The sequence below is a fragment of the Janthinobacterium sp. 344 genome (assembly GCF_900112025.1).
In the GTDB taxonomy this organism is placed as follows: Bacteria; Pseudomonadota; Gammaproteobacteria; order Burkholderiales; family Burkholderiaceae_D; genus Janthinobacterium.
On sequence record NZ_FOKL01000001.1, the window covers coordinates 342820 to 367542 of the forward strand.

A 24723-nucleotide genomic window follows, 5' to 3' on the forward strand; every position below is an offset into this window, starting at 1 on the left:
AAGGTTGGACAGGCGAGCTAGCAGTAAGTTCCCGCCGTGACAGAAAAAAATATCAGCGCGCCAGGCGCCGCGCGGCCGGCGCCGATGCCAGCGTGCCGACCTTGAACACGCTGACGATCTGCGCCAGCCCGGCCGCCTGCTCGTTCATCGCCTGCGCCGCCGCCGACGCCTGTTCCACCAGCGCCGAGTTTTGCTGCGTCATGTTGTCCATCTCGACGATGGCCTGGTTGATCTGCTCGATGCCCGCGCTCTGCTCGGCGCTGGCCGAGGAAATCTCGGCCACGATATCAGTCACGTGCTGCACGCTGGAGACCACCTTGTCCATCGTCTCGCCCGCCAGCGCGACGAGTTTTTCACCGGCGCCCACCTGTTCGGCGGAACTGTCGATCAATTGCTTGATCTCCTTGGCGGCCGCCGCCGAGCGTTGCGCCAGGTTGCGCACCTCGGTGGCCACCACCGCGAAGCCACGGCCCTGCTCGCCAGCGCGCGCCGCTTCCACGGCCGCGTTCAAGGCCAAGATATTTGTCTGGAAGGCGATGCCATCGATGACGGCGATGATGTCGCCGATCTTCTTCGACGAGGCATTGATGGCGCCCATGGTCTCGACCACCTGGCCCACCACGCCGCCCGCCTGGCTCGCCACTTGCGAGGCCGAAATGGCCAGCTGGTTGGCCTGGCGCGCATTCTCCGCATTCTGGCGCACGGTCGAGGTCATCTCTTCCATGGTCGATGCCGTTTCCTCCAGCGAGCCCGCCTGTTGTTCCGTGCGCGCCGACAGGTCGTGATTGCCGGAAGCGATCTCGCCCGATGCCGTGGAAATCGATTCCGCATCGGTGCGCACCTGGCTCACCAGATGCGCGAGGTTGTCGCGCATGGCCTTGATGGCCACCAGCAGGCTGGAGGTATCGCCGGGGTGCGTGTCGATGTGCGTCGTCAGGTCGCCCTGGGCGATCTGCGCGACGATGGCGGCCGCGTAATCGGGCTCGCCGCCGAGCTGGCCCAGGATGCGGCGCAGCATCAGGGCCGCCAAGGCGCCCACCACCAGCATCAGCGCTCCGCCGATGGCCAGCAGCACGCCCGCCTGGGCCCAGAACTTGTGGTTGATGTCATCGATATACGTGCCCGTGCCGATCAGCCAGTCCCACGGCGCAAATTTCACCACCGCATACATCTTCGCCACAGGCTCGGCCACGCCGGGACGCGTGCCGTCGGCCTGCACCAGGCCGATGCGGCTGTCGGCCAGCGCCGCGCGGTAGCGGTCGCCCGACTGCTTCATGTTCTTTTGCGGCACCCCTATGCGCGCCGCGTTCGGATGCACGTACAGCAAGTCCGTGCTGAAATCGCGCACGAAATAATACATCTCGTCCTTGACGAAGCTGCCGATGGCCAGCTTGGCTTGCTGCTGCGCCTGCTCACGCGTGAGCTTGCCGGACTGTTCCAGCGCATACGCTTTTTCCACCGAGGCATGGGCCAGCTCCACCAGCACCGTCAATTGCTCGACCCGCTCGGCCATCATGGTCTGGCGCAAGGAATACAGGGAGAAGGAAGCGATGAGGACGATACCCAGCAAGGTACTGAAACACAATAACAAAATGCGCGAACGGAGAGTCATGGGAACCTGAGTGGAGTAAAAATGGAATGAGTTGCCCGATAGAAATATTTTCAGAAAAGCAAAACGGGCGGCGCTACCGGGCTGTGCCCGGCAGGCACCGCCCGCTGTGAGTCTTGCTGGAGGATCAGGCCAAGGCTTCCTTGGCCGCCTCTTCCGGCGTCAAGCCGTCATAGAACTGATCGGTGAACCACTCGACCTGTTCCTCGATATGATCTTGCGCCTGCGCCACGGTGGCGCCGCCGGCGACGAGGAAGCCCTCGACCTCGATACACCAGTTGATCAGTTCCAGGGTTTCCGGATCGAGTTCTTCTTTCTTAGCCATCGTGCATCTTTCTGATTAATTTGCGGTATCACATCAACAACCGACAGTTTAACAGCTTCGCCATCCTGCCGGTCATTCCGCACCGCCCATCCGATTACTTGACAGCCACATTCTTGCGTTCCGGATACAGCACCACCTGCACATAGTTATCCATGTTCAGGTAGCGCTGCGCCGCCTGCTTGATGGCTTGCGGCGTGATGGCGCGCACGCGCTGCTCGAAGCGCAGGATGTGCGCGGGGTCGCGGCCCTGCGTCACGGAACCCATCAGCTGGCTCATCCAGTAGTTGTTTTCGCGCAGCGACTTTTGCTGGCGCGTGATCCAGTTCAGCTTGACCTTTTCCAGGTCGGCCGCCGCTGGCCCGTCCGACTTCATCTTGTTGATTTCGGCAAACGCGGCGGCGATCACCTTGTCCACGTTTTCCGGTCCCGTGGGCAAGTTCAACGCCACCGAATAATGGCCGTACGGATGCTGGCCCATGGCCGTCTCGAAACCGCCGCCATAGATCATGCTCATCTTTTCGCGCAGCACTTCGATGACTTTCAGGTTCAGCACCTCGCCCAGCGCCTGCAGGGTCAGCTTCTGCTCATCCGAGTACGCCGCGTTCCCATTGAAGGTGATGGAAATCGTGCTCTTCGGCTCGCTGCCCATGTAGACGTCTTTCTTGACGACGCCCGCCACGGGGCGCATGCCCACGTCGCGGTAGGCGTGCGCCACCTCGCCCACGGGCAAGGTGCCCAGGTAGCTGGCGATCAGCGGCTTGATCTTGTCGAGCTCGAAGCTGCCCGTGAAGATGAAGGTCATGTCGCGCGCGCTGGAAAAGCGCTGGTGGAAAATGTCGAGCGCCCTGTCCAGGTTCACCTTGTCGAAATCGGCCGCGCGCGGCACGCCATCGACGCGCGGATTATCGCCGAACGTGGCGTGCTGGACGGCATCGTAAAACACGGCTTCCGGCTGCGCCATGCTGTTTTTTGCCAGGTCCTGCTGCTTGCCGATGAAGGATTGGTACAGGCCCGCATCCTTGCGCAGGTTGTTGAAATACAAGCTCACCAGTTGCAGCATGGATTCCACGTCGGCGCTGCTCGACGAGCCGCCAAAGCCTTCGCTCAGCTCGCCCAGCGAGGCGCCCACGTTGACCGTTTTGCCGGCCAAGACTTTTTGCAAGTCCAGCGGCGCCAGGTCCTTCAAGCCCATGCTGCCGACGATGGCGCTGGCATAGCGGGCGTTATAGATGTCCGCGTCGCCGAACAGCGACTGGCCGCCGAAGCGTGTCGAGCCCATCAGCACCTGGTCATTCTTGAAGTCCGTCGGCTTGAGCAGCACGCGCACGCCGTTGCCCAGGGTCAGTTCCGTCACGCCGATGGCGCTATTCAACTTTTCCGAGACGATGCCGCCGCCCGCCGGCGGGCCATCCATCAGCTTGCTCGCAAAGACTTTTTCCACGCGCGGCGCGACCGTCTGCTGCTCGGCCCTGGCCACCGCATCGAGCAATTGCTGCTGCGTCGGCACCGTCGAGCTGGCATCCCCCGCCTTCGCTTCGGCGCCCATGAAGACGACAAGTTTCTTTTGCTGGTCGGGGATGACCTTGGCCACCGTCTCGTTGATCTCCTGCAAGGTGACTTGCGGCAAGAGTTCCTGCGCATACAGCAATTCATTGGCGATGCCGGGGATGGCTTCCTGCTCCAGGAAGTTGCGCGAATACTCGGCCACGAAACCGGCCGAATCGGACTTGTCGCGCTCGCTGTACGCGCGCTCGTAATTGCGCAGCATGTTCTTGCGCGCGCGGTCCAGCTCATCCTGGCTGAAACCGAAGCGCCGCGCCCGCTCGTCTTCCTGCACCAGCGCATCGACGGCCGGCTGCACCCCGCCCTTGCCCAGCAAGGCGTACGCACTGAACGATTCATAGCCGCGCACCAGCTTGCCCATGCTGCTGCCGCCCTGGATGAATGGCGGATCGGCCTGCTGCGACAATTCCTGCATGCGCGCGCTGAGCATCTGGCCATACAGGTTGTCGATCATCTGGCGGCGGTAGTCGGCGATGGTGACGGGCTCCTGCGCCGGGCGGATGGGGTAGCGGATGAACACGCTATCATCGGGCGCTTCCTTGTCCGTGATCACCAGCGCTTCCGTCTGCGCACGCTGCGGCACTTCCGCATACAGGCGCGGGCGCGGCTTCGCGGGATTTTTCAGCTTGCCGAAATGCTGGCGGATCATCGCTTCGGCCTGCTTCGGCTCCACATCGCCCACCACCATCACGGCCATCAGGTCGGGACGGTACCAATCCTTGTAGAAGCGCTTGATGGTGTCCGGCTTGAAGGTTTTCAAGATCGCTTCCTTGCCGATCGGCATGCGTTCCGCATAGCGCGAACCGTTCAGCAGCTTCGGATACAGCACCTTGTTCATGCGGTCGCTGGCGCCCTTGCCCAGGCGCGCCTCTTCCAGCACGATGCCGCGCTCGCTGTCGATGTCGGCCGGATTGAATTTCAAGCCATGCGCCCAGTCTTCGAGCACGAGGAAACCTTTTTCCAGGTTGCCCTTCTTGTTCGTCGGAATTGGCAGCACGTAGACGGTTTCATCGAAACTCGTGTAGGCGTTCAGGTCGGCGCCGAATTTCACGCCGATCGATTGCAGGTACGAAATCAGCTCATTGCGCTTGAAATGCGTGGAGCCATTGAAGGCCATGTGTTCCGTGAAATGCGCCAGGCCTTGCTGGTCGTCATCTTCGAGGATGGAACCGGCTTTGACCACCAGGCGCAATTCGACTTTCTGCGCCGGGCGGGCATTTTTCTTGATGTAATAGGTCAAGCCGTTCGGCAATTTTCCGACGGTAACTTCTGGTGCCAACGGCAGGGGGTCGCTCAAACGGATTTCCGCCTGGGCCATGCAGGCGCACGCCAGCAGGACGGCGCCCGACATCAGGCGTAATTTACTCAGCTTCATGTATTCTCAACGGTAAGATTCAGTAAGCGTACCTTACACCGAAATCCTGTTTCCGCAATTAAAAATAGCTTAGGGAAACTGGCGCTTCCCGGGCCAAATGCCGGAATAGCGTACTCGGCTGTGCCCTGCCGTCTTTTTTCATTTGTGCTAAAGTATTGCCGCCGGTCATGTGATCGGCACAACAATACGTCTTCGGGGCGGGGTGCGATTCCCCACCGGCGGTAAGACCGGCAACGGTCAAGCCCGCGAGCGCTTTCCGACAAGGATAGCCATTAGTAACCGTCGCGAGCAAGCTCACTATCGGCTTGAGTAGCGCAACTGTACGAAGGTGCAGTGAGCAACGCAAAGTCGAGAGTGGGTTGCGCAGCAGGTTAATAAGGCTATCCCAGGAAAGGTCAGCAGATCCGGTGTGACTCCGGGGCCGACGGTATAGTCCGGATGAAAGAAGATGTGCAGTAGTGTGATGTCCCATCGCCACGGCGATGCGGCCAGTTGCGTCTATTCGCTTGCCCTGTCGCGTTTTTCGCTGATGCGAGGAGCGTTTCACCATGTTAGTCAACAGCTATACCCTGCTTTCCAACGACCTTGAAGGTCGCGTCCAATCCGCCCTGGCCGCCATGCGCGCCGGCGTGCCCGTCATCCTGCTCGACGATTTCGACCGCGAAAACGAAGCCGACCTGATCCTGTCTGCCGAGAAACTCAGCAACGAAACCATGGCCCTCCTGATCCGCGAATGCAGCGGCATCGTCTGCCTGTGCCTGCCGACGGAGGTGGTCAGCGCGCTGGAATTGCCGCCCATGTCGCCCGACAACGGCAGCCGCTACGGCACGCCGTTCACCGTCTCCATCGAAGCGCGCGACGGCGTCACGACGGGCGTGTCGGCCGCCGACCGCGTCACCACCATCCGCGCCGCCATCGCGCCGAATGCCAAGCCGGCGGACCTGGTGCGCCCCGGCCACGTCTTCCCCCTGCGCGCCGCGCCCGGCGGCGTGCTGGAGCGCCGTGGCCACACGGAAGGCTCCGTCGACCTGTCGCGCCTGGCGGGCCTGAACCCGGCCGCCGTGCTGTGCGAGCTGATGAATCCGGACGGCACCATGATGCGCGGCGACGATATCGAGCGCTTCGCCGAACTGCATGGCATGCCCATTTTGACCATCGAAGAACTGGTGGAATGGCGCAGCAAGCACGGGCGATAAGGCATCAGGCGGCCACGGCCTTCGGCAGATGCACGTGGCGGTAGACGAGGCCTGCCGCCAGGCCGTACGCGGAGGCGATCGTCGCGTAGGCCAGCGGCAGGCGCAGCGACCAGTCGGGCAGCATGTGCAGGATGCTGCCGATCAGGGCCACGCCCACCAGCGCGCCGATTTGCCGGTTGGCGTTCAGGGCGGCCGCCGCGCTGTTCGCATGCCGCTTGCCGGCCACCCGCATCACGGTGGCCGTCATGGCGGGAATGGCGATGCCGATGGCGACATTCATCACGGCCGTGCCCAAGGCCAGCAAGACGTACGGCGTGGCGGGCCGCAAGGCCGTCAGCAGCAAGGCCATCACGGCGCCCACCAGCAAGCCGGCCAGCATCGGCCAGCGCGTGCCATAGCGCGCCGCGATATTGCCCGCCATGAAATTTCCCACCGTATATGCCGCCATCATGGGCAGCAGGCGCAAACCCGACTGCAAGGCATCGGCGCCGCCCGACTGCTGCAGGAACAGGCTCAATAAGAACAGCTGGCCAAACACGCAGAAATTGATCAGGAAACCCACGCCATTGGCCGCGCCGAAGCTGCTGCTGTGAAACAGGGCGCGCGGCAGCAGCGGATGACTGCCGCTGCGCTCGCGCCGCAGCAGCTGCACAGCGGACAGGACCGCCAGCGCCCCCGCCGCCAGCACGCCGGGCGACAGCCAGCCCAGCGCGGGACCTTCGATCAGCACGAAACTCAGGCCCGCCAACGCCAGCACGCCCAACGCATGGCTGAACAGCGACAGCTCGCGCGGCTGGCGCGCCGGCGCCACCAGCAGCAGCTGGGCCATGACGATGGCCAGCACGCCGATGGGCACGTTCACCCAGAAGACGCTGCGCCAGCCGAACTGGTGCACGAGGATGCCGCCGATCAGCGGACCGGACGCGCCCGCCACGCCCACCAGCGCCGACCAGGCGCCCAGCATGCGCGTGCGCACTTTTTCATCGTCAAAGCTGTGCGTCAGCAAGCTCAGGGAACTGGGCATGAACAGGGCCGCGCCCGCGCCCTGCAGCAGGCGCGCGGCCGTCAAACAATGTCCGTCGGGCGCGGCGCCGCACAGGATCGAAGCGAGCAGAAAGATGCCGAGGCCGCCCTGGTACACGGCTTTCGGGCCAAAGCGGTCGGCCAGCGCGCCGCCGGCCAGCAGCAGCGCGGCAAACGTCAGGGTGTAGCCGTCGACCACCCAGACCAGGCCCGTGAGGGGGATGGCCAGGTCGAGCGCGATATCGGACAGGGCCACGTTGACGGCCGTGACGTCGAGCATGGCCATGACGAAGCCGAACGCCAGGGTCAGCAGGATCAGGCCATTGGCGCGGCGCGAGGGAGTGACAGACATGATGGTTTCCTTGCAAAGGCAGCGGGGGCAGCCATTGTAGGAGCCTTGAATAATGCAGTAAACAGGCATAAACTCGGCGCACTGATGCAAAAATGCATCGCTGATCAGCATGGAGCGACAGGATGGACTGGGATAACGCGCGCATTTTTCTGGCCATCGGCCGGGCCGGCACCTTGCGCGGCGCGGCCGCCCTGCTGTGCATCGACCAGGCCACCTGCGGGCGCCGCCTGGCCGCGCTGGAAAGCTCGCTGGGCGCCACCCTGTTCCTGCGCACGCCGTCGGGCTACGTGCCCACGCCGGCCGGCGAACTGGCGCTCACCGCCGCCGAAGCCATGGAGCGGGCCGCCGACAAATTGCAGCGCGAGATGCAGGGCGTCGACAACCGCCTGTCCGGCCTGGTGCGCGTGGCCACCACCGACACCATGGCCAGCCATTTCGTCATCCGCGCCATGCAGCGGCTGCACGCGGCGCACCCGGACATCCGCATCGTGCTCAACGTGGCGCCCGCGCTGGCCAGCCTGACCCGGCGCGAAGCGGACCTGGCCGTGCGCGGCGTGCGCCCCACCGACCCGGACCTGATCTCGCGCCACCTCGTCAAGCGCAGCCTGGGCCTGTACGCCTCGCACGCCTACCTGGCCGAACGGGGCGAACCCGTGCGCGGCACGGCGCTGGCCGGGCACGACATCGTCATCTACCACCAGTCCGTGACGCCGCGCCATGCGGACAAGATCGCCGGCGAAGCCGTCGCCAATGCCCGGGTGGCCATGGAAGTGAATTCGGCCATGATGCTGCAGGAAGCCACGCGCGCGGGCCTGGGCGTGGCCGAGCTGGCCACGCACCTGGGCGATATCGACCCGCAGCTGGTGCGCATCTGGCCCGAGCGGGCGGAGCCGTACGACGTGTGGCTGGTCATGCACGCGGACCTGAACCGCTCGGCGCGGGTGCGCGCGGCGGCCGACGCCATCATCGACAGCGTGGGCAGCGCCAGCGCCGCCTGACAGGCCGCGCACAATAGTGTCGAAAAGAAACTTTCTTTTTGATAAGTCTGAAAAAACCCGCAACCCCGCCGCGCGCAGCCGCCGCCACCCGCCGCGGGATCCCTCAATCCCCCTGGAGAATTCTTATGCTTATCTGGCAAGGCTTCGGCATACTCGCCCCCCTCATCTGTTTGATCGTTGTCATGGCCGCACAGGCGCTGTTTGGCGTCACCCTGGGCGAGGCGTACACGAAGAGCCACGCCTGGCCCCTGGCGCTGGCCTTCCTGCTGGCAGCGGCCGCCAGCTGGTATGCGGGCGTGCGCCTGAACAGCGCGCCAGGACGCGAACTGATCGACCCGGCCACGCAGGAACGAGTGATCCTGCGCAAGCGCCACACCCTGTTCTGGATCCCGATGCAATACATCGCCGTGCTGATGGTCGTCATGGCCGGCTTCGCCCTGTTCGAATAAGCAGGCCTGCTCAGGCGCGCACGCCTGACGTGCCCGGCGGGCGGGCTGATGTTAAGATGCCATGATGACCCTTTCCGTCTCCCTCATCATCGGCATGCGCCGCCTGCACCGGGCCACCATGGCCTGGCTGGGCAGCTGGTGGCGCCTCGTGCATTTCGCCATCCTGGTGTTTTCGCTGGCCCTGTCGCCATCGAGCTATAACCGCGACAACCGCCCCATCCTCGCGCACCGGCTGGTGTCGAACACGGCGCCCAACCTCGTGTGGTTCAGCGTCGCCTGCGCGCTCGTCAGCCTGGTGCTGATACGCATCGTCGTCGTCAGCGCGCAAAGCTATGGCCTGTCGCGCTATGCGCTGGAAATGGTGGTGCGCGTGCTGGTGCTGGAACTGATACCGCTGACGGCCGCCCTGTTCGTGGCCCTGCGCCTGACCCTGCCCGACGGCATTGCGTTTGCGCAAATGCGCTCGTCCGGCGTGCTCGATACCATGCAGCGCCAGGGCGTCGACCTGCTGCGCCGCGAATATTTCCCGCGCGTGATGTCCGGCATCTTCGCCGTGTGGATGCTGGCCATCGTCAGCTGCGTCACCTCGCTGGTCCTCGCCTATCTCACCATCTACGGTTTCACGCCATGGGCCCTGCAAGGCTATACGCGCGTGGTGGGACAGATCTTCAATCCCGCCGTGGCGCTGATCCTGGTGCTCAAGGTGGTGTTCTTCAGCTTTGCCGTGGCGCTGATTCCGCTCGCCTCCTCGTACTACCCGGAAGAACTGAGCAAGCGCCGCGGACGCATCTGGGCCGCGCACGGCCTGTCCGAAATGCTGCGCCTGTTTTCCGTCATCCTGCTGATCGAAGTGGCCTCGCTGATGGGGAATTACTACTGATGCCCGCCCGCCGCCAGCGATCCCGATTCCACCCATACCAGAGCCAGAAGCCATGAGCCAGAACCAGCCCCCCACTCCCGACCAGGTCGACGTCACGGCGCCCGCCGGTCTCGCGCCGGACGCCGTCCTGCCCGCGCCGCCGCCCGTGCGCCACGCCGAACTGAAGGCGGCCATCCTGCTCGTCTTCATGTTCGTGCTGGTGGTCGGCTCCGTCGTCTACCTGATGTATGCGCGCGGCGCCTTCGAGGCCACGCAGACCCTGGTGCTGACGACCGACGATTCCGACGGCGTCGGCGTGGGCGCCGACCTGACGTTTTCCGGCTTTCCCATCGGCCGCGTGCAGCGCATCGAACTGGCGCCCGACGGCAAGGCCCGCGTCATCGTCGACGTGCCGAGAAAAGACGCGCACTGGCTGCGCACCAGCTCCATCTTCACGCTGGAACGGGGCATCGTCGGCGGCGCCAAGCTGCGCGCCTACAGCGGCATCCTGACCGATCCGCCGCTGCCCGACGACGCCACGCGCGACCTGCTGGTGGGCGACATGGCGGCGGAAATCCCGCGCCTGCTGTCGGCGGCGAAGGATTTGCTCAACAACGTGGCCAGCCTGACGGGCACGGATTCGGCGCTCGATGGCACCCTGCGCAATGTGCAGGCCGTGACGGGCAAGCTGAGCGGCCCTGGCGGCGCCATGGGTCTGCTGACGGGCGACGACAAGCAATCGCGCCTGCTGGTCGAACGCGCCAACGTCCTGCTGCATACGGCCGACCAGCTGGCGCGCCGCACCGACAGCCTGGTCGCCAACGCGGACACCCGCGTGTTCGGCGAGCAGGGCGTCATGACGGATGCGCAGGCCACCATCGTGCAGCTGAACGCGCTGCTGGCCGACACGCGCGCCAGCCTGAAAAAAGTCGACGCCGTGCTGGTCGAGGCGCAAGCCGTGGGCGCCAACGCCAGGGCCGCCACCGCCGACCTGGGGCCGCTGCGCGCCGACGTGGAAAGCAATCTGCGCAAGGTCGAGCAACTGGTCAATGAAATCAACCGCAAATGGCCGTTCAAGCGCAATCCGGAGATCAAGCTGCCATGAGAAAAATCAATCTCGCCCTGAATGCCTTGGCCATGGCCGCGCTGGCCGCCTGTTCCAGCGGCCCGCCCGTGCCGGACTGGAAAATGAATGCGCAAAGTTCGATCGAACGGTTCGAGGCGGCCTACCTGAATGGCAGCGTCCTGGTCGAGCAGACGGAGTTCCAGCGCGCGCGCGACCAGGTGGGCGCCACCGGCAAGATCGACCTGATCGCCCGCGTGGAACTGCTGCGCTGCGCCACGCGCGTGGCCAGCCTGGTCTTCGAGCAATGCGCGGGATTTGACGCGCTGCGCGCCGACGCCACGCCCGCCGACCGCGCCTATGCGAACTACCTGGCCGGCAAGGTGCAGGCTGCGGACATCGCCCTGCTGCCCGAGGCGCAGCGCGCCGTGGCGGGCGCCGGCGCGGACACGGCAGCCGCCAGTGCCGTGGCCGCCATCACCGATCCGCTGTCGCAGCTGGTGGCGGCCGGCGTGCTGCTGCGCTCGGGCCGCGCCACCCCGGCCCTGCTGGAGACGGCCGTGGCCACGGCCTCGGACCAGGGCTGGCGCCGGCCGCTGCTGGCCTGGCTGGGCGTGCAGCGCCTGCGCGCCGAACAGGCGGGCGACGCGCCGGAAGCCGAACGCCTCAGGCGGCGCATGGATATCGTCGAGAAAAGCGGCAAGCCGCTCTCGTCCTGACAGCACGCGGCAAGCCGGCCGCCCCGGCTTGAGGCATAATCAAGGCAGGCCGACAGCCGGGCCGCGCAGGCAGCGAGGTGTGACGATGCAATTTGAGGACTTCGACTTCTTTTCTTCCGATGCCAGGACGGTGGACGGCGGCACGCCCGCCGCCACGGCCGGGCGCCTGCAATACCTGCTCGACAACACCCCTTCCATCATCTATTGCACCGTGCCCAGCGGCGACTTCAAGATGACGTTTGTCAGCAACAATGCCTTGAACGTGCTGGGCTACCATCCGGACGAGATGGTGGCCGACCCGAACTTCTGGTTCGACCATATCCACCCCGACGACGCGCCCGGCATTTTTTCCAGCCTGGCGCAGATCTTCGTCGAAGGCGCGCGCGCCTACGAATACCGTTTCCGCGTGCGCGACGGCAGCTATCTGTGGATGCACGACAGCTTGCGCCTGGTGCGCGACGAGCATGGCGTGCCGTTCGAGGTGATCGGCTCGCTGACGGATATTACCGAGCGCAAGCGCATGGAGGCGATGCTGCAGGCGCGCGGCGAGGAGCAGCAACTCTTGATCAGCAAGCTGCAGGAGGCGCACGACCAGTTGCTGCAATCGGAAAAGATGGCCTCCATCGGCCAGCTGGCGGCCGGCATCGCGCATGAGATCAACAACCCGATCGGCTTCGTCAACTCCAACATGAGTTCGCTGCAAGGCTATGTCGGCACCCTGTTCGACGTGATCGCCCAGTATGAAGCGGCGATGCGCGAGGCGCCCGACGGCCCTGCCCTGGCCGCGCGCGTGACCCAGGTGCGCGGCCAGGCCGACCTGGCCTTCCTGCAGGACGACATGGTCGACCTGGTGCGCGAATCGATGGATGGCCTCAAGCGCGTGCGCGACATCGTGCAGGCGCTGAAGGATTTCTCGCACGTGGGCGAGACGGACTGGCAAGTGGCCAGCCTGCATGCGGGCCTGGACAGCACCCTGAACATCGTCAGCAACGAACTGAAATACAAGGCCCGCATCGAGAAACACTATGGCGAGCTGCCGCCGATACTGTGCCTGGCCTCGCAACTGAACCAGGTCTTCATGAACCTGCTCGTCAACGCGGGCCAGGCCATCAGCAGCGAAGGCGTGATCAGCATCCGCACGGGCCACGCGGGCGACTGGGTGTGGGTGGAAATCGGCGACACGGGCGCCGGCATCGCGCCCGAGCACCTGAACCGCATCTTCGAACCCTTCTTCACCACCAAGGCCGTCGGCAGCGGCACGGGCCTGGGCCTGTCCCTGTCGTACGGCATCGTCAACAAGCACGGCGGGCGCATCGAGGTGGCGTCCGCAGTGGGCCAGGGCACGCGCTTTACCGTGCACCTGCCGCTGCAGCCGCCCGCCGCCGCGAACGCCTAAGCGTCCTTCACGGGCGCATACACGCGGATGCCCAGGCGTCCGCCATTCTTGCCTTCGAAATCGAGCAGCTGGGCGATCACGCGGGCCGTCAGCACGTGTTCGGCCGCCAGCAGCATCAGGCCGTCGCGGCTGATCAGGTCGCGCGACAGCACCATGCCCGGCTCCAGCTGGCCCGACAGCACGGTCAGGTCGCGCGCCGGCGGCTCCGTCTCGTCCATGATGCTGCGGAAGGCCGCCACCACGGCCGGGTCGTAGCGCTTGCCGACGCTGTCGTAGATCAGCGTGCGGGCTTCCTCGGCGCGCAGGCTGCGCTGCACCATCGCGCCGATCTGCAAGCCGTCGTAGTCGGACGCCAGCGCCAGGATGCGCGCGCCCAAGGGGATGGCCAGGCCCACCAGGCCATCGGGAAAGCCGCCGCCATCGAAGCGCTCCAGCTGCGAGCGCAGGATGATGGACACGGCGCGCAACTCGTCGAGCGCCATCAGCAGCTGTTCCGCGCGCAGCGGATGCTTGCGGAAGGCGGCCAGCTGCTCGCCCGTCCAGGCGCTGGCCGGCAGTTCCAGCACGTCGTCGCTCAGGCTGAGCTTGCCGATATCCTTGAGCAAGGCCGCGATGAAGACGTCGCGCGCCTCCTGCCCTTCCAGGCCCAGCGCCTGGGCCAGCTTGCGCGACAGGTCCGCCACCCGGCGCGCGTGGCCGGCCAGCTTGCCGCCGCGCATTTCGATCAGGTTGGAAAACACCTTGATCGTCGTCACGAACGTGGCCTTCAGGCGCTCGTTGGCCGCCTGCACCTCGTCGTGCGACTGTTTCAGCTGCCGCGTGCGCTGCGCCACCTTTTCTTCCAGGCCGGCGTTGAGCGCCTTCAGCTGCGCGTTCTGGCTGGCCGTGAGCGCTTCCAGGCGCAGCTTCTCCTGCTCCAGCGCGCGCCGTTCCAGTGCATGCCGCACCACCAGCACGATGTCGTTCTCGTCCCACGGCTTGGTCACGTAGCGGTAGATTTCGCCCTGGTTGATGGCGTCGAGGATGGACTGAATGTCCGCGTAGCCCGTCAGCAGCAAACGCATGGTGGCGGGCCAGCGCTGGCGCACTTGGGCGAGGAATTGCGCGCCATCCATGTGCGGCATGCGCATGTCGGAAATGACCAGGTCCACCGCCTCGCTTTCCAGCAGCGCCAGCCCGGCCGCGCCGCCCTCGGCCGTCAGCACGCGATAGCCGTGCGGGCGGAACAGGCGCCGCAGCGAGGACAGGATATTCGGCTCGTCATCCACGCACAGGATGGTCGGCGGCGCTGCGGTGGTGCTGGTGCTCATGCTGTCCTGTTCATTGAAAGTCATGGGACGACGGCCTGCGCCTGGCGCACGGGCAAGGTGATGCGGAAGGTGGTGCCGCTGCCGGGTACGCTGCGCACATCGATGCGGCCATGGTGCTTCTGCACCGTGCTGTAGGCCAGCGACAGTCCCAGCCCCGTACCCTTGCCGACGGCCTTGGTGGTAAAAAACGGATCGAAAATGCGCGACAGGTGTTCGGGGGCGATGCCGGCGCCATTGTCCTCGACCTCGATCCAGACTTCCGCCGCGCTGTCGCTGCCCGTGCGCAGCACGATGCGGCCGCGCGCTTCGCCCATGGCATGGGCCGCATTGACGACCAGGTTCATGACCACCTGGTTCAGCTCGGAAGGCTGGCATTCGATATCGGGAATGTCGGCATACTGGCGCACCACGTCGGCCTTGTACTTGACCTCGTTGTTGACGATGTTCAGGGTGGTGTCGATGCCCTGGCGCAAGTCGGCCCAGACCCAGTCCTGGTGCGCGTCCGTGCGCGAAAAATCCTTCAAGTCCTGCACGATGCGGCGCACGCGCACGATGCCCTCCTTCGACTCGCCCATCAGCAGGGGAATGTCGGTGCGCAGGAAAGCCAGGTCGATCTGCTCGCGCAAGGCGCGCAGGCGCGCCGCCACCGCGGCGTCGGCGACGGCCGGCTCGGCGGCTTCGTAGGCGTCAAGCATGGCAAACAGGTCGTCCAGGTAGCCTTCCAGGGTGCCGACGTTGGAAAACACATAGCCAATCGGATTGTTGATCTCGTGCGCCACGCCGGCCGCCAGCTGGCCGATGGAGGCGAGTTTCTCCGACTGCAGCAGCTTTTGCTGCGCCAGCGACAGCTTGTTGTTCAATTCGGTCAAGGCCAGGTTGCGTTCACGCAGCTCCGTATCGGCGATTTCGCGCTGGCGGATATCGTCGGCCAGGCGCTCGTTCATCTCGGCCAGCTGGGCCGTGCGCCTGGCCACCAGGTGTTCCAGGTTGGCATGCGCCTTGCGCAGGGCGCTCTCGGCATGATGCCGTTCCGTCACGTCGCGCAAGGTTTCGATGGCGCCCACCAGCCGGCCATGCCCATCGCGCAGCGGCGCGGCCGTGAAATGCAGCCAGTGGCCGTCCAGGCCGATGTTGGCGAAGAAATCCTCCGCCTCATAGGCGCCCGGGATCACGGCGGACGCCTGCAGCTTGCCCTGGTACAGCTCGTTTTCGCCCAGCGCCATGTCGTCGGCCACCAGCAGGTCGGCCAGGCAGGCGCGCGGCTGGCGGTAAAACGCCTTCCAGTGGTTGCGCGTGCCCACCATGTCGGCGGCGGAATAGCCCAGCAGCTGCTCGCAAGCGCTGTTCCAGTGCGTCACCACATGATCCATGTCGATGGCAAAGGTGGCGACGGGATGGCCGTTGAAAAATGCCGACAGGGCGACCGCGTCGGATGGCGGGGGGACGTCCGGATGCGTGACCTTGCTCATGCCAGCATGATCCGCGACATTTCATCGAAGGTGCGCTCGGTCTGGCCGATCAGGGCAAACCAGGCGGCATCGCCGAGCGCAAACCGCTCCCAGCCCGTGGCCGACAAGGGCGGCACGAGCGCGTCTTCCAGGCCGGACAAATCGAGCCCATGGGCAATGGCATTGGCCATGTGCACCACCAGCGGCAAGCCGCCCCCGTCCAGCCGCTCGATAGCGTGATGGTCGGCAACGGCCTGCTGTATGGCGGCGGGAAATTTCCAGTAGGCGGCCAGGGCGCTGCCCACCTGCGCATGGTCGATGCCCATGACGGCCAGCTCGGCGTCCGCCATCTGGCAGTCATGCGCCTGGCGGTAGCCGCGGATCAGCGCATGCTCGGCGGGAAAGCGCGTCGCCAGCACCAGGGTGCCCAGGTCGTGCAGCAAGCCGGCCGTGAACGCCGTCTCCGGATTGACTTGCAGGTGCGGCGCCAGCAGGCGCGCCGCCACCGCCGTCGCCAGCGAATGGCGCCAGAAGGCGGAAAAATCGAAGCCGCCGCCGACCGGCGCGAAGCTGCCCGTCAGCGCGCATGCCGTGACCAGGGTGCGGATGCTGTGGAAACCCAGCACGGAAACGGCTTGCGGAATGCTGGTGACTTTCGACTGCATGCCGTAGAACGAGGAATTGGCGATGCGCAAGGTCTTCGCCGCCAGCGCCTGGTCCAGCTCGATCTTTTGCGCCAGCACGTGGACGTCCGTATCCTCCTGGTCTATGCTCGACAGCAGTTCCAGCACCACGGCCGGCAGCGCCGGCAGCTCCTGTATCTGCCGCACCAGTTGCTCATAGCTTGGCCCCGTCATGCGCCGCCTCCCTGCCGGTAGCGCTGCAGCAGGGCCAGCAACTGCGCGCCGGGGCCGTCGGGCGGCGTGGCGCGGAACAGCCACTGCAGGCGCGCGAGCTGGCGCGCGCGTTCGCGCTCGGCATTCTCCAGCGCGGCCGGGTCCGCCTCTGCCTCATCCTCGGCGACGACCGAACAACGCTCCACGCCGCGCCGCCGCAGGGCCGCCAGGTTGGCCGCCGTCAGGGTGGCGCCCTGCGCCAGCAGCACGGCGCCACCGGCGTCGCTGAGCGCCTGCGCCAGCAACATGCCTTCCTGCGCCTGTTCCAGCGCGATCTCGCGGCTGCCGCTATTCATGTCGGCGCTCCATGCCGCGTCAGCGTCAGCAGGCTGCCGCGCGACTGCGAATGGGTGCCCATCGAATGCATCGCCACGGCATACGGCTGACCGTTGATGGGGAGCAGGTGCTGGCCGCCCGCCTGGGCCGGCCCGGACGCGCCATCGAACAGCTGCGGCAGGACCAGCGCCGCCTCGTTGCCCAGCAGGGCCGCGCCCCGCTCGAACAGGTCCGCCGCCGCGGCATTGATGAAGGCGATCATGCCATCCTCGTCGAGTCCGATCACGGGCAGCGGCAGGAATTGCAGCACTTCGCGCGCAATGCCCAGGCTGACTTCATCCCGGCTGATCTGATGCTGCTGCTGGCGCACCAGTACCTGCATCGAGGCATTTGCCGCCGCCAGGGCCAGGTTGGCCTCGCGCAGCTGGGCATTGAGACGCGCATTGTCGTCGTCGATGCCCTTCAGGCGGAAGGCTTCGGCGATATGCTCGCGCAGCAGATGGTCTTCCCACGGCTTGGTGAGAAACTTGAAGATGGCGCCCTCGTTGACGGCATCCGTGACGGCCTGCAGCTCCGTGTAGCCCGACAGCATGATGCGTATGGTTTGCGGATACAGCAGCTTGGCCTTGCGCAGGAAATCGGCGCCCAGCATGCCGGGCATGCGCTGGTCCGAGACGATCACGTCGACGGCATGGCTGGCCAGCACCTCCAGGCCTTCCTGGCCGCTGCCGGCAGTCAAGATATGGTATTGGTCGCGCCGCAGCAGGCGCTTGAGCGAAGCAAGGATATTCTGTTCGTCATCGACCAGCAGCAGGGTGCGTGCGGGCGCGGGGGCACTGGCGGACATGGCGCCAGCGGTTGGCAGCGTGCGCTCATCGTGCAAATCCATCGGACCATCCTGTCGTCGCCGTGGCGACATCGGAGCATGCCTGGAAGGGAACACCGCACGCACCAGCCCGCGCGGCAACCTGCTTGCCTGAAACCTATTTAGCTACAACTCATTTACTTACAACTCACTTACCTAAAATTATACGACTAAATATTCCCTCGCGGCACCAATCTATGACAATGGCGCCGGCCTTCACGCGCCAGCCGGACACGGCATGTCGCGGTAGAACAGGAAGCCGCCCAGGCCGATCGCATCCGTATCGGCCTTGACGCCATACACCAGGGTGTTTCGCGCGCCATCGATGCGCAGCAGGTTCTTGTGCAGGACAATTTGCGCGTGCGACAGGGCCAAAGATGGCGTGGGCGCCAGCTGCAAGCGCAATTCGGACGTGGCGGGATCGTATGTCCAGCGGCCCGGATTGAAGAAGGCGAAGCCGCCATCGAAACGCAGGCTGCCATCCTTGAACTGGGTCAGGCAAATGCCGGGAAATTCACTGGGCGGGTTGTACCAGGTGGCGGCCACGGCAGGATTGGCCGGCGTCTTGCCCGGCATCTGCATGCCGGTCTTGTCCGCTTTGCCGCCCATGCCGGCGCAGCCGGCCAGCGCCAGCGCGCACGCCACGATGCTGGCGCGTGTGATGATCTTGATGTGCATTGCCGTCCCCTTGCTTTATAGAAACACAATCTTAAGGCGGGATGGCCGGCCGGACAAGCGGCCAGCGCACATAAGGCGAATTTAGTTCCCGTCAGCCGCGTCGGCCGCCGCCGCCCTGGCCGCCGCTTCGCGCAACTTGTCCTTCTTGCTCTTGCGCGCGCCCTTCACGCCACCGTTCACCGTATCCGTCACGGTGCTGACAGGCGTGGGCAGTGCCGTCGGTTCGAAGCCGGCCACCACTTCGCGCACGATGCGCAAATCGTTGCGGTTTTCGATCAGGCGGAAATGCGCTTCCGTATCGGCCGTGACGAAACTGATGGCCGTGCCGCTCTCGCCCGCGCGGCCCGTGCGGCCGATGCGGTGCGTGTAGTCGACGGCCGAGCGGGGCAAGTCGTAATTGACGACGGCCGGCAGGCCGGCGATGTCGATGCCGCGCGCGGCCACGTCGGTGGCCACCAGCACCTGCAGGCGGCAGGCCTTGAAGTCGGCCAGCAGCTGGCTGCGCGTGCCCTGGCTGAATTCGCCGTGGAAGGCGCCCACGTGCAGGCCCGCGCGCTGCAGCTTGTCGGCCACGTGTTCGGCCGCGTACTTGGTGGCGACGAACACCAGCACCCGCTCCCACTGGTGCTGCAGGATCAGGTAGCGCAACAGCTGCGTGCGGCGCGGCACGTCGACCGTGATGGCGCGCTGCACGATGTCGGGCTTGTCCTGCGGTTCGGACGCCACCTCGATGCGCACGGGCTCCGTCAGCAGGCTGTCGGCCAGCGCCTGCACGCTGTCGGGGAAGGTGGCGGAGAAAAACAGGTTTTGCCGCTGCTTGGGCAGCAGCGCGAGGATGGCGTTGATTTCCTCGCTGAAGCCCATGTCCAGCAAACGGTCCGCCTCGTCGAGCACGCACAGCTGCACGCCGCCCAGCTTGACGGCATTTTGCCGCACCAGGTCCAGCAGGCGGCCCGGCGTGGCGACGACGATATCGGCGCCGCCGCGCAGGTCCATCATCTGCGGATTGATCGAGACGCCGCCGAACAGCACGGAAATCTTCAGCTTGACGGGCAGTGGCTTGGCCAGCGCGTGCACGGTCTGTCCCACCTGCGCGGCCAGCTCGCGCGTGGGCACGAGGATCAGCGCGCGCACCTGGCGCGGACCAGACGCGGGCGCCATCAGCGCCTGCAGCAGCGGCAGCGCGTAGGCGGCCGTCTTGCCGGAACCCGTCTGCGCCGCGCCCAGCACGTCGCTGCCGCGCAGGATGGCGGGAATGGCGGCCGCCTGGATGGCCGTCGGCGCGGCATAGCCGGCCTTGTCGACGGCACGGACCAGGGCGGGAATCAGACCCAGTGAGGAAAATGGCATAGCGGCCTTCTTGTTATTGGTGCGTAAAGTGAGACCGGCCGCAATGTGCGGCCGGTCGGAATAGCGACAGTATAAAGCAGCCGGCTATTGCCTGGGCATTTGCAGCTTCGGGTAGCCGGCTTCATCGTAGCCCGGCATGCCGCGGCGAATCGCGTGCGAAAAGTCGGGGTCCTCGTTCGCCGCCCGCGCGCGCGCCGTGACGTGGCCGCCATCGCGCAGCTGCAGGAAGGTGAATCCCGGCACCAGGCCCTTGACGTCGAACAGGTAACGGTCCAGATAGCCGGAGGCCAGCAGGCGGTAGTCGACGGGCAGGCCCGGCACGATGCGGCGCACCATCTCGAAGACGATGGTGGTGCAGTTGGCCGTCAGGGTGTTGTAGAACTGGGGCGTGTTCTTCAGCGATTGCGCCTCGTCCAGGTAGGCCAGGAACAGCGAGCGCATGGCCGCCTTGGGCATCATCACGCGGTACAGGTGCATGTCCTCGCCGCGCGCATTCGTGCGCACGCGCAGGATATCGCGCTCGTCGGCCGCCACCAGGCTCATTTCAAAATGCTTGAAGAAGCCGCCGATGGCGGAAAAGCTCTCGCCCTTTTCCTTGCGGATCTCGATGGAAAACGTCAGGAAGCGCCCGTCGGCAAAGCCGAACGAGATCAGGGTATGGGCGATGTAGGGCCCCGTCCAGTACGACAGCGCCGCATCGACCGTGCGCAGTTCGTCGAGGTTGTAGCTGCGCCGCTCCCACTTGACCGTGTAATCGTCATCGCTGCGCCAGTCGAAATTGCGCACGTTCTCCAGGGTGACGATGCTGCCCCTGAGCGTGCCCGTGACATTGCGCGCCACGTCGTCGGCCCACACGCGCTGCTGCTTCGGCATGATCAGGCTCCACCACAGCAGCAGCAGGATAAAGCCGGCCGCATACGGCAGCAGCACGCGCGCGTCGCCGCGCGTCCACCACAGCGCGATGCTGGCCACGCCCAGCGCGCCCCACAGCAGGGCGCCGATTGCTTGCGCCGCCGTGCCGCCGGACAGCTGGTACCACAGCGCCAGCGCGCCCCACAGGGCGGTCAGCAGGAGAATCAGGGAAACGGCCATTTTGCCGAGGCTGGCCAACACGGAGCGGGCACGCAGTGATAAGAAAGTCATGCCCGATTATAAGGGCAAGCGCAGGAAGAGGTGCGTCCGGGCAAGCACTGCGGCAACCGGCCCTCGGCCGCACAGGCAATGCTTGCCTGCCAATTTATTTCATGAGAGCATGTTGCGAAAATAAAATGTATAGACAAGGTATCCTGTCACGGCAGCGCTGCCTTGCCGATTTCCGGAGACACCGTTGCAAGCCCCTTCCCTCTACGCCCTCGCCGGCAGCCTCAACTCCCTCTTCATCGTCGTCAGCCTGTATGGTTTATGGTCGCAGCTGCAAAAGATCTGGCGGCGCAAGCGCGATGCCGGCATCGGCGCCGGCAAGACGACGGAGATCCTCTCCATCAACCAGTTCAGCGTCAGCTTCCTCGCCTACTGCGCCTTCTTCGTCTATGGCTATTCGATCACGCCGTTCAACCACTACATCGTCTGGCCGCGCCTGGTCGCGTCGCTGATCGCGCTGGCCATCCTGTTTGAAATCGAGCGCGACCGCCGCAGCCTGGCGTCGCGCCATGCGCTGCTGGCCTGCGCGCTGCTGCTGGGCGCGGGCGTGGCGGGCCTGGCCTTCGGCCCCACGTTCACGGATGAAAAGCGCGTGATCTCGCAAAGCCTGATCGTCGCCGTCACCGTGCTGCTGGCGCAGGGCTATGCACACCAGATCCGCCTCATTTACCGGTCGGGCAGGACGGGCGCCGTGTCGTTAAAGATGAGCCAGTTCATCCTGGCGATGGATGCCAGCACCATCTTCTTCGCCTGCGTCATGGGGCTGGAAACGGGCTGGCCCCTGCTGCTGCTCGCCTGCGTCAGCGCCGCGACCAAGCTGGTCATCATGTGGCTGTTCCGCTGGGAGAAAACCAGTCCCGCCGCGCGCATGAAGCGGCTGGCGCCCGCCTGAGGCTAGAATGGCGGCATCGCCATCTTTGAAAACACCGCCATGCATGCCGCCATTCCCATCCTGCGCATCTTCTCGGAAGACAAGGCGCGCGAGTTCTACCTCGGTTTCCTCGGCTTTGCCCTCGACTGGGAACATCGCTTCGCGCCCACGGCGCCGCTGTACCTGCAAGTGACGCGGGGCGACCTGGTGCTGCACCTGTCCGAGCATTACGGCGACGCCACGCCCGGTGCCGCACTGCTGATCCCCGTCGACGACGTCGCCGCCCTGCACGCGGAGCTGCAGGCCAGGGATTACCCGTATGCGCGGCCCGGCATCCGCGACGAGGACTGGGGCCACATCCTGGAAGTGGCGGACCCGTTCGGCAACCGGCTGCGCTTCTGGCAAAAAAACTAGGCTATCGCCAACCGGTTGCTCAAATAGCCGGACAGCACCAGCTTGAATTCCGCCACCAGGTGCGCCCGTTCGGCAAGCTCAGCCTGCGACAGCAACGGGTTCAGGCTCTTCACCACTTGTAGCGCCACATTAGCCAAACGCAAGGCTTGCTCATCGGTGAGCGCCGGCTGCTTTTGCTGGAAGGCGCGGCCGAACCGTTCACGCAAGCGCTGGCGCGCGTCCGCGTCGCGACGGTAGTTCAGCGAAGCATTCAGGACGGCAAAATAGGCGGGCCGTTCAATCGTGAAGCCCACCATCAGATCGATGATGCGCTCGGACAATTCCAGCACGCTGAGCCGGTCCGCCTGCGCGATCAAGCCATCCCACAAACGCTCCATCTCATCGCCATACTGTGCCCGCAAGGCACGCACGATGGCGTCCTTGTTCGGGAAATACTGGTAGACGGCGCCGATCGACGAAGCGGAGCGGGCGGCGATCGCCGTCATGGTGGCGGCGTCGTAACCGACTTCGCCGATCAGGGCAGCGGCAGCGTCCAGCATGGTCTGCATGCGCAAGGTGCCGCGCTGCTGTTGCGGCGTGCGCCGGGCGGTTTTTGATGCGGAAATGATATCTGAGGACATCCTCAGATTATAGCGTATAATAATCTGAGGATGTCCTCACATATAGGAACTGACATGACTACCATGAACCCGATTTCGATTGACCCAACCATCACCGCGCTGGTGCTGATCGACCTGCAGCAGAGCAATGTAGCGCGGGAACTGGCGCCCCACTCCGCGCAACAAGTCGTCGCCCATAGCGCACAACTGGCCGAGGCCATGCGCCAGCGCGGCGGCACCGTGGTGTACGTCCGCGTGCTGATCAAGGAATTGCTGCCCCTGTCGGCCGACGTGGCGCTATCGCGCCCCGCATCAGCCCCACCGCTGCCGGAGAACGCAACCGACCTGGTGCCGGAAGCGGGCTGCCAGGAAGGTGATATCGTGATCGCCAAGCGCCAATGGGGCGCCTTCCAGGGCACCGACCTGGAACAGCAGTTGCGCCGCCGCGGCATCACTACCCTGGTTTTGGCCGGAATCGCCACCAACTTCGGCATCGAATCGACGGCGCGCGCCGCGACCGATCTCGGTTACGCCGTAGTTTTTGCCGACGATGCGATGAGCAGCCTGCGGGCCGACTTGCACGAATTTTCCATCAAGAACATCTTTCCCTTCATGGGCAAGGTACGCTCGACCGCCGACCTCCTTTCCTCATTGGCGGCCGATCCGGCTTGATGGCTATTCCGGGTGGCCAGTCTTACTGGCCCGTATTAGCGCTCACTGAGCGCGCGCATTTCCGCATACAGATTCGCCTTGCCCTCGAAGCCGATGCCGACCAGGTCCGGCATGGTGATGTGGCCATTCTCCACGCGCACGCCGTCGGGAAAACCGCCGAACGGCTGGAATAAATCCGGATACGATTCATTGCCGCCCAGGCCCAGGCCCGCCGCGATATTCAGCGACATCTGGTGGCCGCCGTGCGGGATGCAGCGGCTGCGCGACCAGCCGTGCTGGTGCAGCATGTCCAGGGTGCGCAGGTATTCCACCAGGCCGTAGCTGAGGGCGCAGTCGAACTGCAGCCAGTCGCGGTCGGCGCGCATGCCGCCGTAGCGGATCAGGTTGCGCGCATCCTGCATGGAAAACAGGTTCTCGCCCGTCGCCATGGGCTTGTCGTAATAGCTGCGCAGGGTGGCCTGCAGCTCGAAGTCGAGCGGATCGCCCGCCTCCTCGTACCAGAACAGGTCATATTCACGCAGCGCCTTGGCGTAGGCGATCGACGTATCGAGGTCGAAACGGCCATTCGCGTCCACGCACAGCTTCTGTCCATCCTGCAGCACTTCCATGATGGCGTCGATGCGGCGCAAGTCCTCGTCCAGCGAGGCGCCGCCGATCTTTTTCTTGACCACCGTGTAGCCGCGGTCGACATAGCTGCGCATCTCGTCCTGCAGGGCACTCAAGCTCTGGCCCGGGTAGTAATAGCCGCCCGCCGCATACACGAAGACTTTTTTGTCCGGCGCGCCCGTGCCGTGGCGTTCGGCCAGCAGCTGGAACAGGGGCTTGTTCTCGACCTTCGCCACGGCATCCCAGATGGCCATGTCGATGGTGCCGATGGCCACGGAGCGCTCGCCGTGGCCGCCCGGCTTTTCATTGGTGTACATGCAATCCCACACCTTGTGCGGATCGAGGTTGGCGCCGTCGTCCGTGACGAGCGAGGCCGGATCGGCGTCGAGGATGCGGGGAATGAAGCGCTCGCGCATCAGCATGCCCTGGCCGTAGCGGCCATTCGAATTGAAACCGTAGCCGACGACGGGCTTGCCGTCGCGCATCACGTCGGTGACGACGGCCACCAGGCTCAGGGTCATCTTCGTGAAATCGATGTAGGCGTTGCGGATGGGGGAAGAAATGGGGATGGTCTTTTCGCGGATCTCGACGATTTTCATGGGGGTCTCCTGGGGGTGAAAGCAAGGACACCAGCTTACCCGCGAATGGAAGTCGTATAATCGACTGCAATT

At 65.1% G+C, this 24723-nt stretch carries 24 protein-coding genes and 1 riboswitch; of the genes, 10 read left to right on the forward strand and 14 right to left on the reverse strand.

The genetic code is table 11. The annotated features are described in order from the left end of the window. Positions 1-52 precede the first annotated feature (52 nt). From BM193_RS01505 to BM193_RS01515, 3 genes are all read right to left on the reverse strand, one after another. Positions 53-1612, reverse strand: coding sequence for a methyl-accepting chemotaxis protein (locus BM193_RS01505; RefSeq protein WP_092794779.1), 1560 nt, complete (start codon positions 1610-1612; stop codon positions 53-55). A 124-nt stretch (positions 1613-1736) separates the two neighbouring features. After that, positions 1737-1934, reverse strand: coding sequence for a hypothetical protein (locus tag BM193_RS01510; RefSeq protein ID WP_010399555.1), 198 nt, complete (start codon positions 1932-1934; stop codon positions 1737-1739). 94 nt (positions 1935-2028) lie between these two features. Beyond that, a complete protein-coding gene (locus tag BM193_RS01515; RefSeq protein ID WP_092794781.1) occupies positions 2029-4872 on the reverse strand; it encodes a M16 family metallopeptidase in 2844 nt (947 codons plus the stop codon). Positions 4873-5056: 184 nt separating this feature from the next. After that, positions 5057-5326, forward strand: a riboswitch (FMN riboswitch). A gap of 94 nt (positions 5327-5420) precedes the next feature. Here BM193_RS01515 and ribB point away from each other — a divergent pair. Beyond that, on the forward strand, positions 5421-6068 hold the full coding sequence (ribB, locus tag BM193_RS01520) for a 3,4-dihydroxy-2-butanone-4-phosphate synthase (protein WP_092794784.1): 648 nt from the start codon (positions 5421-5423) through the stop codon (positions 6066-6068). Positions 6069-6072: 4 nt separating this feature from the next. On the opposite strand, the gene BM193_RS01525 is transcribed toward ribB, so the two are convergent. Then, complete coding sequence (locus BM193_RS01525) at positions 6073-7443, reverse strand: MFS transporter (RefSeq protein WP_092796945.1); 1371 nt, start codon at positions 7441-7443, stop codon at positions 6073-6075. 122 nt (positions 7444-7565) lie between these two features. On the opposite strand from BM193_RS01525, the gene BM193_RS01530 reads away from it, so the two are divergent. The 6 genes from BM193_RS01530 (at position 7566) to BM193_RS01555 (ending at position 12927) form a co-directional block, all read left to right on the forward strand. Next, positions 7566-8441 carry a LysR family transcriptional regulator gene (locus tag BM193_RS01530; RefSeq protein WP_092794786.1) on the forward strand — a complete coding sequence of 292 codons (876 nt, stop codon included), beginning with the start codon at positions 7566-7568 and terminating at the stop codon, positions 8439-8441. 125 nt (positions 8442-8566) lie between these two features. After that, entirely contained in the window at positions 8567-8890 is a 324-nt protein-coding gene (locus tag BM193_RS01535) for a hypothetical protein (protein ID WP_092794789.1), read from the forward strand. 61 nt (positions 8891-8951) lie between these two features. Continuing rightward, positions 8952-9770, forward strand: a complete 819-nt coding sequence (locus BM193_RS01540; RefSeq protein ID WP_092794791.1) for an MlaE family ABC transporter permease — start codon at positions 8952-8954, stop codon at positions 9768-9770. 52 nt (positions 9771-9822) lie between these two features. Beyond that, positions 9823-10854 (forward strand): MlaD family protein, encoded by a 1032-nt coding sequence (locus BM193_RS01545; protein WP_092794794.1) that lies wholly within the window; start codon positions 9823-9825, stop codon positions 10852-10854. Further along, positions 10851-11531 carry a hypothetical protein gene (locus tag BM193_RS01550; RefSeq protein ID WP_092794797.1) on the forward strand — a complete coding sequence of 227 codons (681 nt, stop codon included), beginning with the start codon at positions 10851-10853 and terminating at the stop codon, positions 11529-11531. The genes BM193_RS01545 and BM193_RS01550 overlap by 4 nt, the downstream gene beginning before the upstream one ends. A gap of 85 nt (positions 11532-11616) precedes the next feature. Beyond that, positions 11617-12927 (forward strand): ATP-binding protein, encoded by a 1311-nt coding sequence (locus BM193_RS01555; protein WP_092794799.1) that lies wholly within the window; start codon positions 11617-11619, stop codon positions 12925-12927. On the opposite strand, the gene BM193_RS01560 is transcribed toward BM193_RS01555, so the two are convergent. The 8 genes from BM193_RS01560 to BM193_RS01595 all read right to left on the reverse strand — a co-directional run bounded on the left by BM193_RS01560 (position 12924) and on the right by BM193_RS01595 (position 20893). Next, on the reverse strand, positions 12924-14261 hold the full coding sequence (locus BM193_RS01560) for a response regulator c-di-GMP phosphodiesterase, NosR family (protein WP_092794802.1): 1338 nt from the start codon (positions 14259-14261) through the stop codon (positions 12924-12926). The two genes, BM193_RS01555 and BM193_RS01560, sit on opposite strands and share 4 nt — an antisense overlap. Beyond that, positions 14258-15706, reverse strand: a complete 1449-nt coding sequence (locus tag BM193_RS01565) for an ATP-binding protein (RefSeq protein ID WP_092794804.1) — start codon at positions 15704-15706, stop codon at positions 14258-14260. The genes BM193_RS01560 and BM193_RS01565 overlap by 4 nt, the downstream gene beginning before the upstream one ends. After that, a complete protein-coding gene (locus BM193_RS01570; protein WP_092794806.1) occupies positions 15703-16542 on the reverse strand; it encodes an HDOD domain-containing protein in 840 nt (279 codons plus the stop codon). The genes BM193_RS01565 and BM193_RS01570 overlap by 4 nt, the downstream gene beginning before the upstream one ends. Next, on the reverse strand, positions 16539-16877 hold the full coding sequence (locus BM193_RS01575; protein ID WP_092794809.1) for a hypothetical protein: 339 nt from the start codon (positions 16875-16877) through the stop codon (positions 16539-16541). The genes BM193_RS01570 and BM193_RS01575 overlap by 4 nt, the downstream gene beginning before the upstream one ends. Continuing rightward, positions 16874-17746, reverse strand: a complete 873-nt coding sequence (locus tag BM193_RS01580) for a response regulator (protein ID WP_092794812.1) — start codon at positions 17744-17746, stop codon at positions 16874-16876. The genes BM193_RS01575 and BM193_RS01580 overlap by 4 nt, the downstream gene beginning before the upstream one ends. A 192-nt stretch (positions 17747-17938) precedes the next feature. After that, positions 17939-18400: a hypothetical protein gene (locus BM193_RS01585; RefSeq protein WP_092794815.1), complete on the reverse strand. Its 462-nt coding sequence runs from the start codon at positions 18398-18400 to the stop codon at positions 17939-17941. 81 nt (positions 18401-18481) lie between these two features. Then, positions 18482-19750, reverse strand: a complete 1269-nt coding sequence (locus BM193_RS01590; protein WP_092794818.1) for a DEAD/DEAH box helicase — start codon at positions 19748-19750, stop codon at positions 18482-18484. A gap of 84 nt (positions 19751-19834) precedes the next feature. Continuing rightward, the gene (locus BM193_RS01595; RefSeq protein WP_175533121.1) at positions 19835-20893 is read right to left on the reverse strand and encodes an Lnb N-terminal periplasmic domain-containing protein; all 1059 of its coding nucleotides are present in this window, start codon (positions 20891-20893) and stop codon (positions 19835-19837) included. A gap of 184 nt (positions 20894-21077) precedes the next feature. Here BM193_RS01595 and BM193_RS01600 point away from each other — a divergent pair, with 184 nt between their 5' ends. Further along, positions 21078-21782, forward strand: coding sequence for a hypothetical protein (locus tag BM193_RS01600; protein WP_092794825.1), 705 nt, complete (start codon positions 21078-21080; stop codon positions 21780-21782). Between the two features lie 21 nt (positions 21783-21803). Next, positions 21804-22175 (forward strand): glyoxalase superfamily protein, encoded by a 372-nt coding sequence (locus BM193_RS01605; protein WP_302847639.1) that lies wholly within the window; start codon positions 21804-21806, stop codon positions 22173-22175. Here the strand turns inward: BM193_RS01605 and BM193_RS01610 are convergent. Further along, positions 22172-22795: a TetR/AcrR family transcriptional regulator gene (locus tag BM193_RS01610; protein WP_092794831.1), complete on the reverse strand. Its 624-nt coding sequence runs from the start codon at positions 22793-22795 to the stop codon at positions 22172-22174. The two genes, BM193_RS01605 and BM193_RS01610, sit on opposite strands and share 4 nt — an antisense overlap. A gap of 63 nt (positions 22796-22858) precedes the next feature. Between BM193_RS01610 and BM193_RS01615 the strand changes: the two genes are divergently transcribed. Beyond that, on the forward strand, positions 22859-23446 hold the full coding sequence (locus tag BM193_RS01615) for an isochorismatase family protein (protein WP_092796947.1): 588 nt from the start codon (positions 22859-22861) through the stop codon (positions 23444-23446). A 35-nt stretch (positions 23447-23481) separates the two neighbouring features. Here BM193_RS01615 and BM193_RS01620 read toward each other — a convergent pair whose 3' ends face one another. Beyond that, on the reverse strand, positions 23482-24651 hold the full coding sequence (locus BM193_RS01620; RefSeq protein WP_092794833.1) for a mandelate racemase/muconate lactonizing enzyme family protein: 1170 nt from the start codon (positions 24649-24651) through the stop codon (positions 23482-23484). Positions 24652-24723 lie beyond the last annotated feature (72 nt).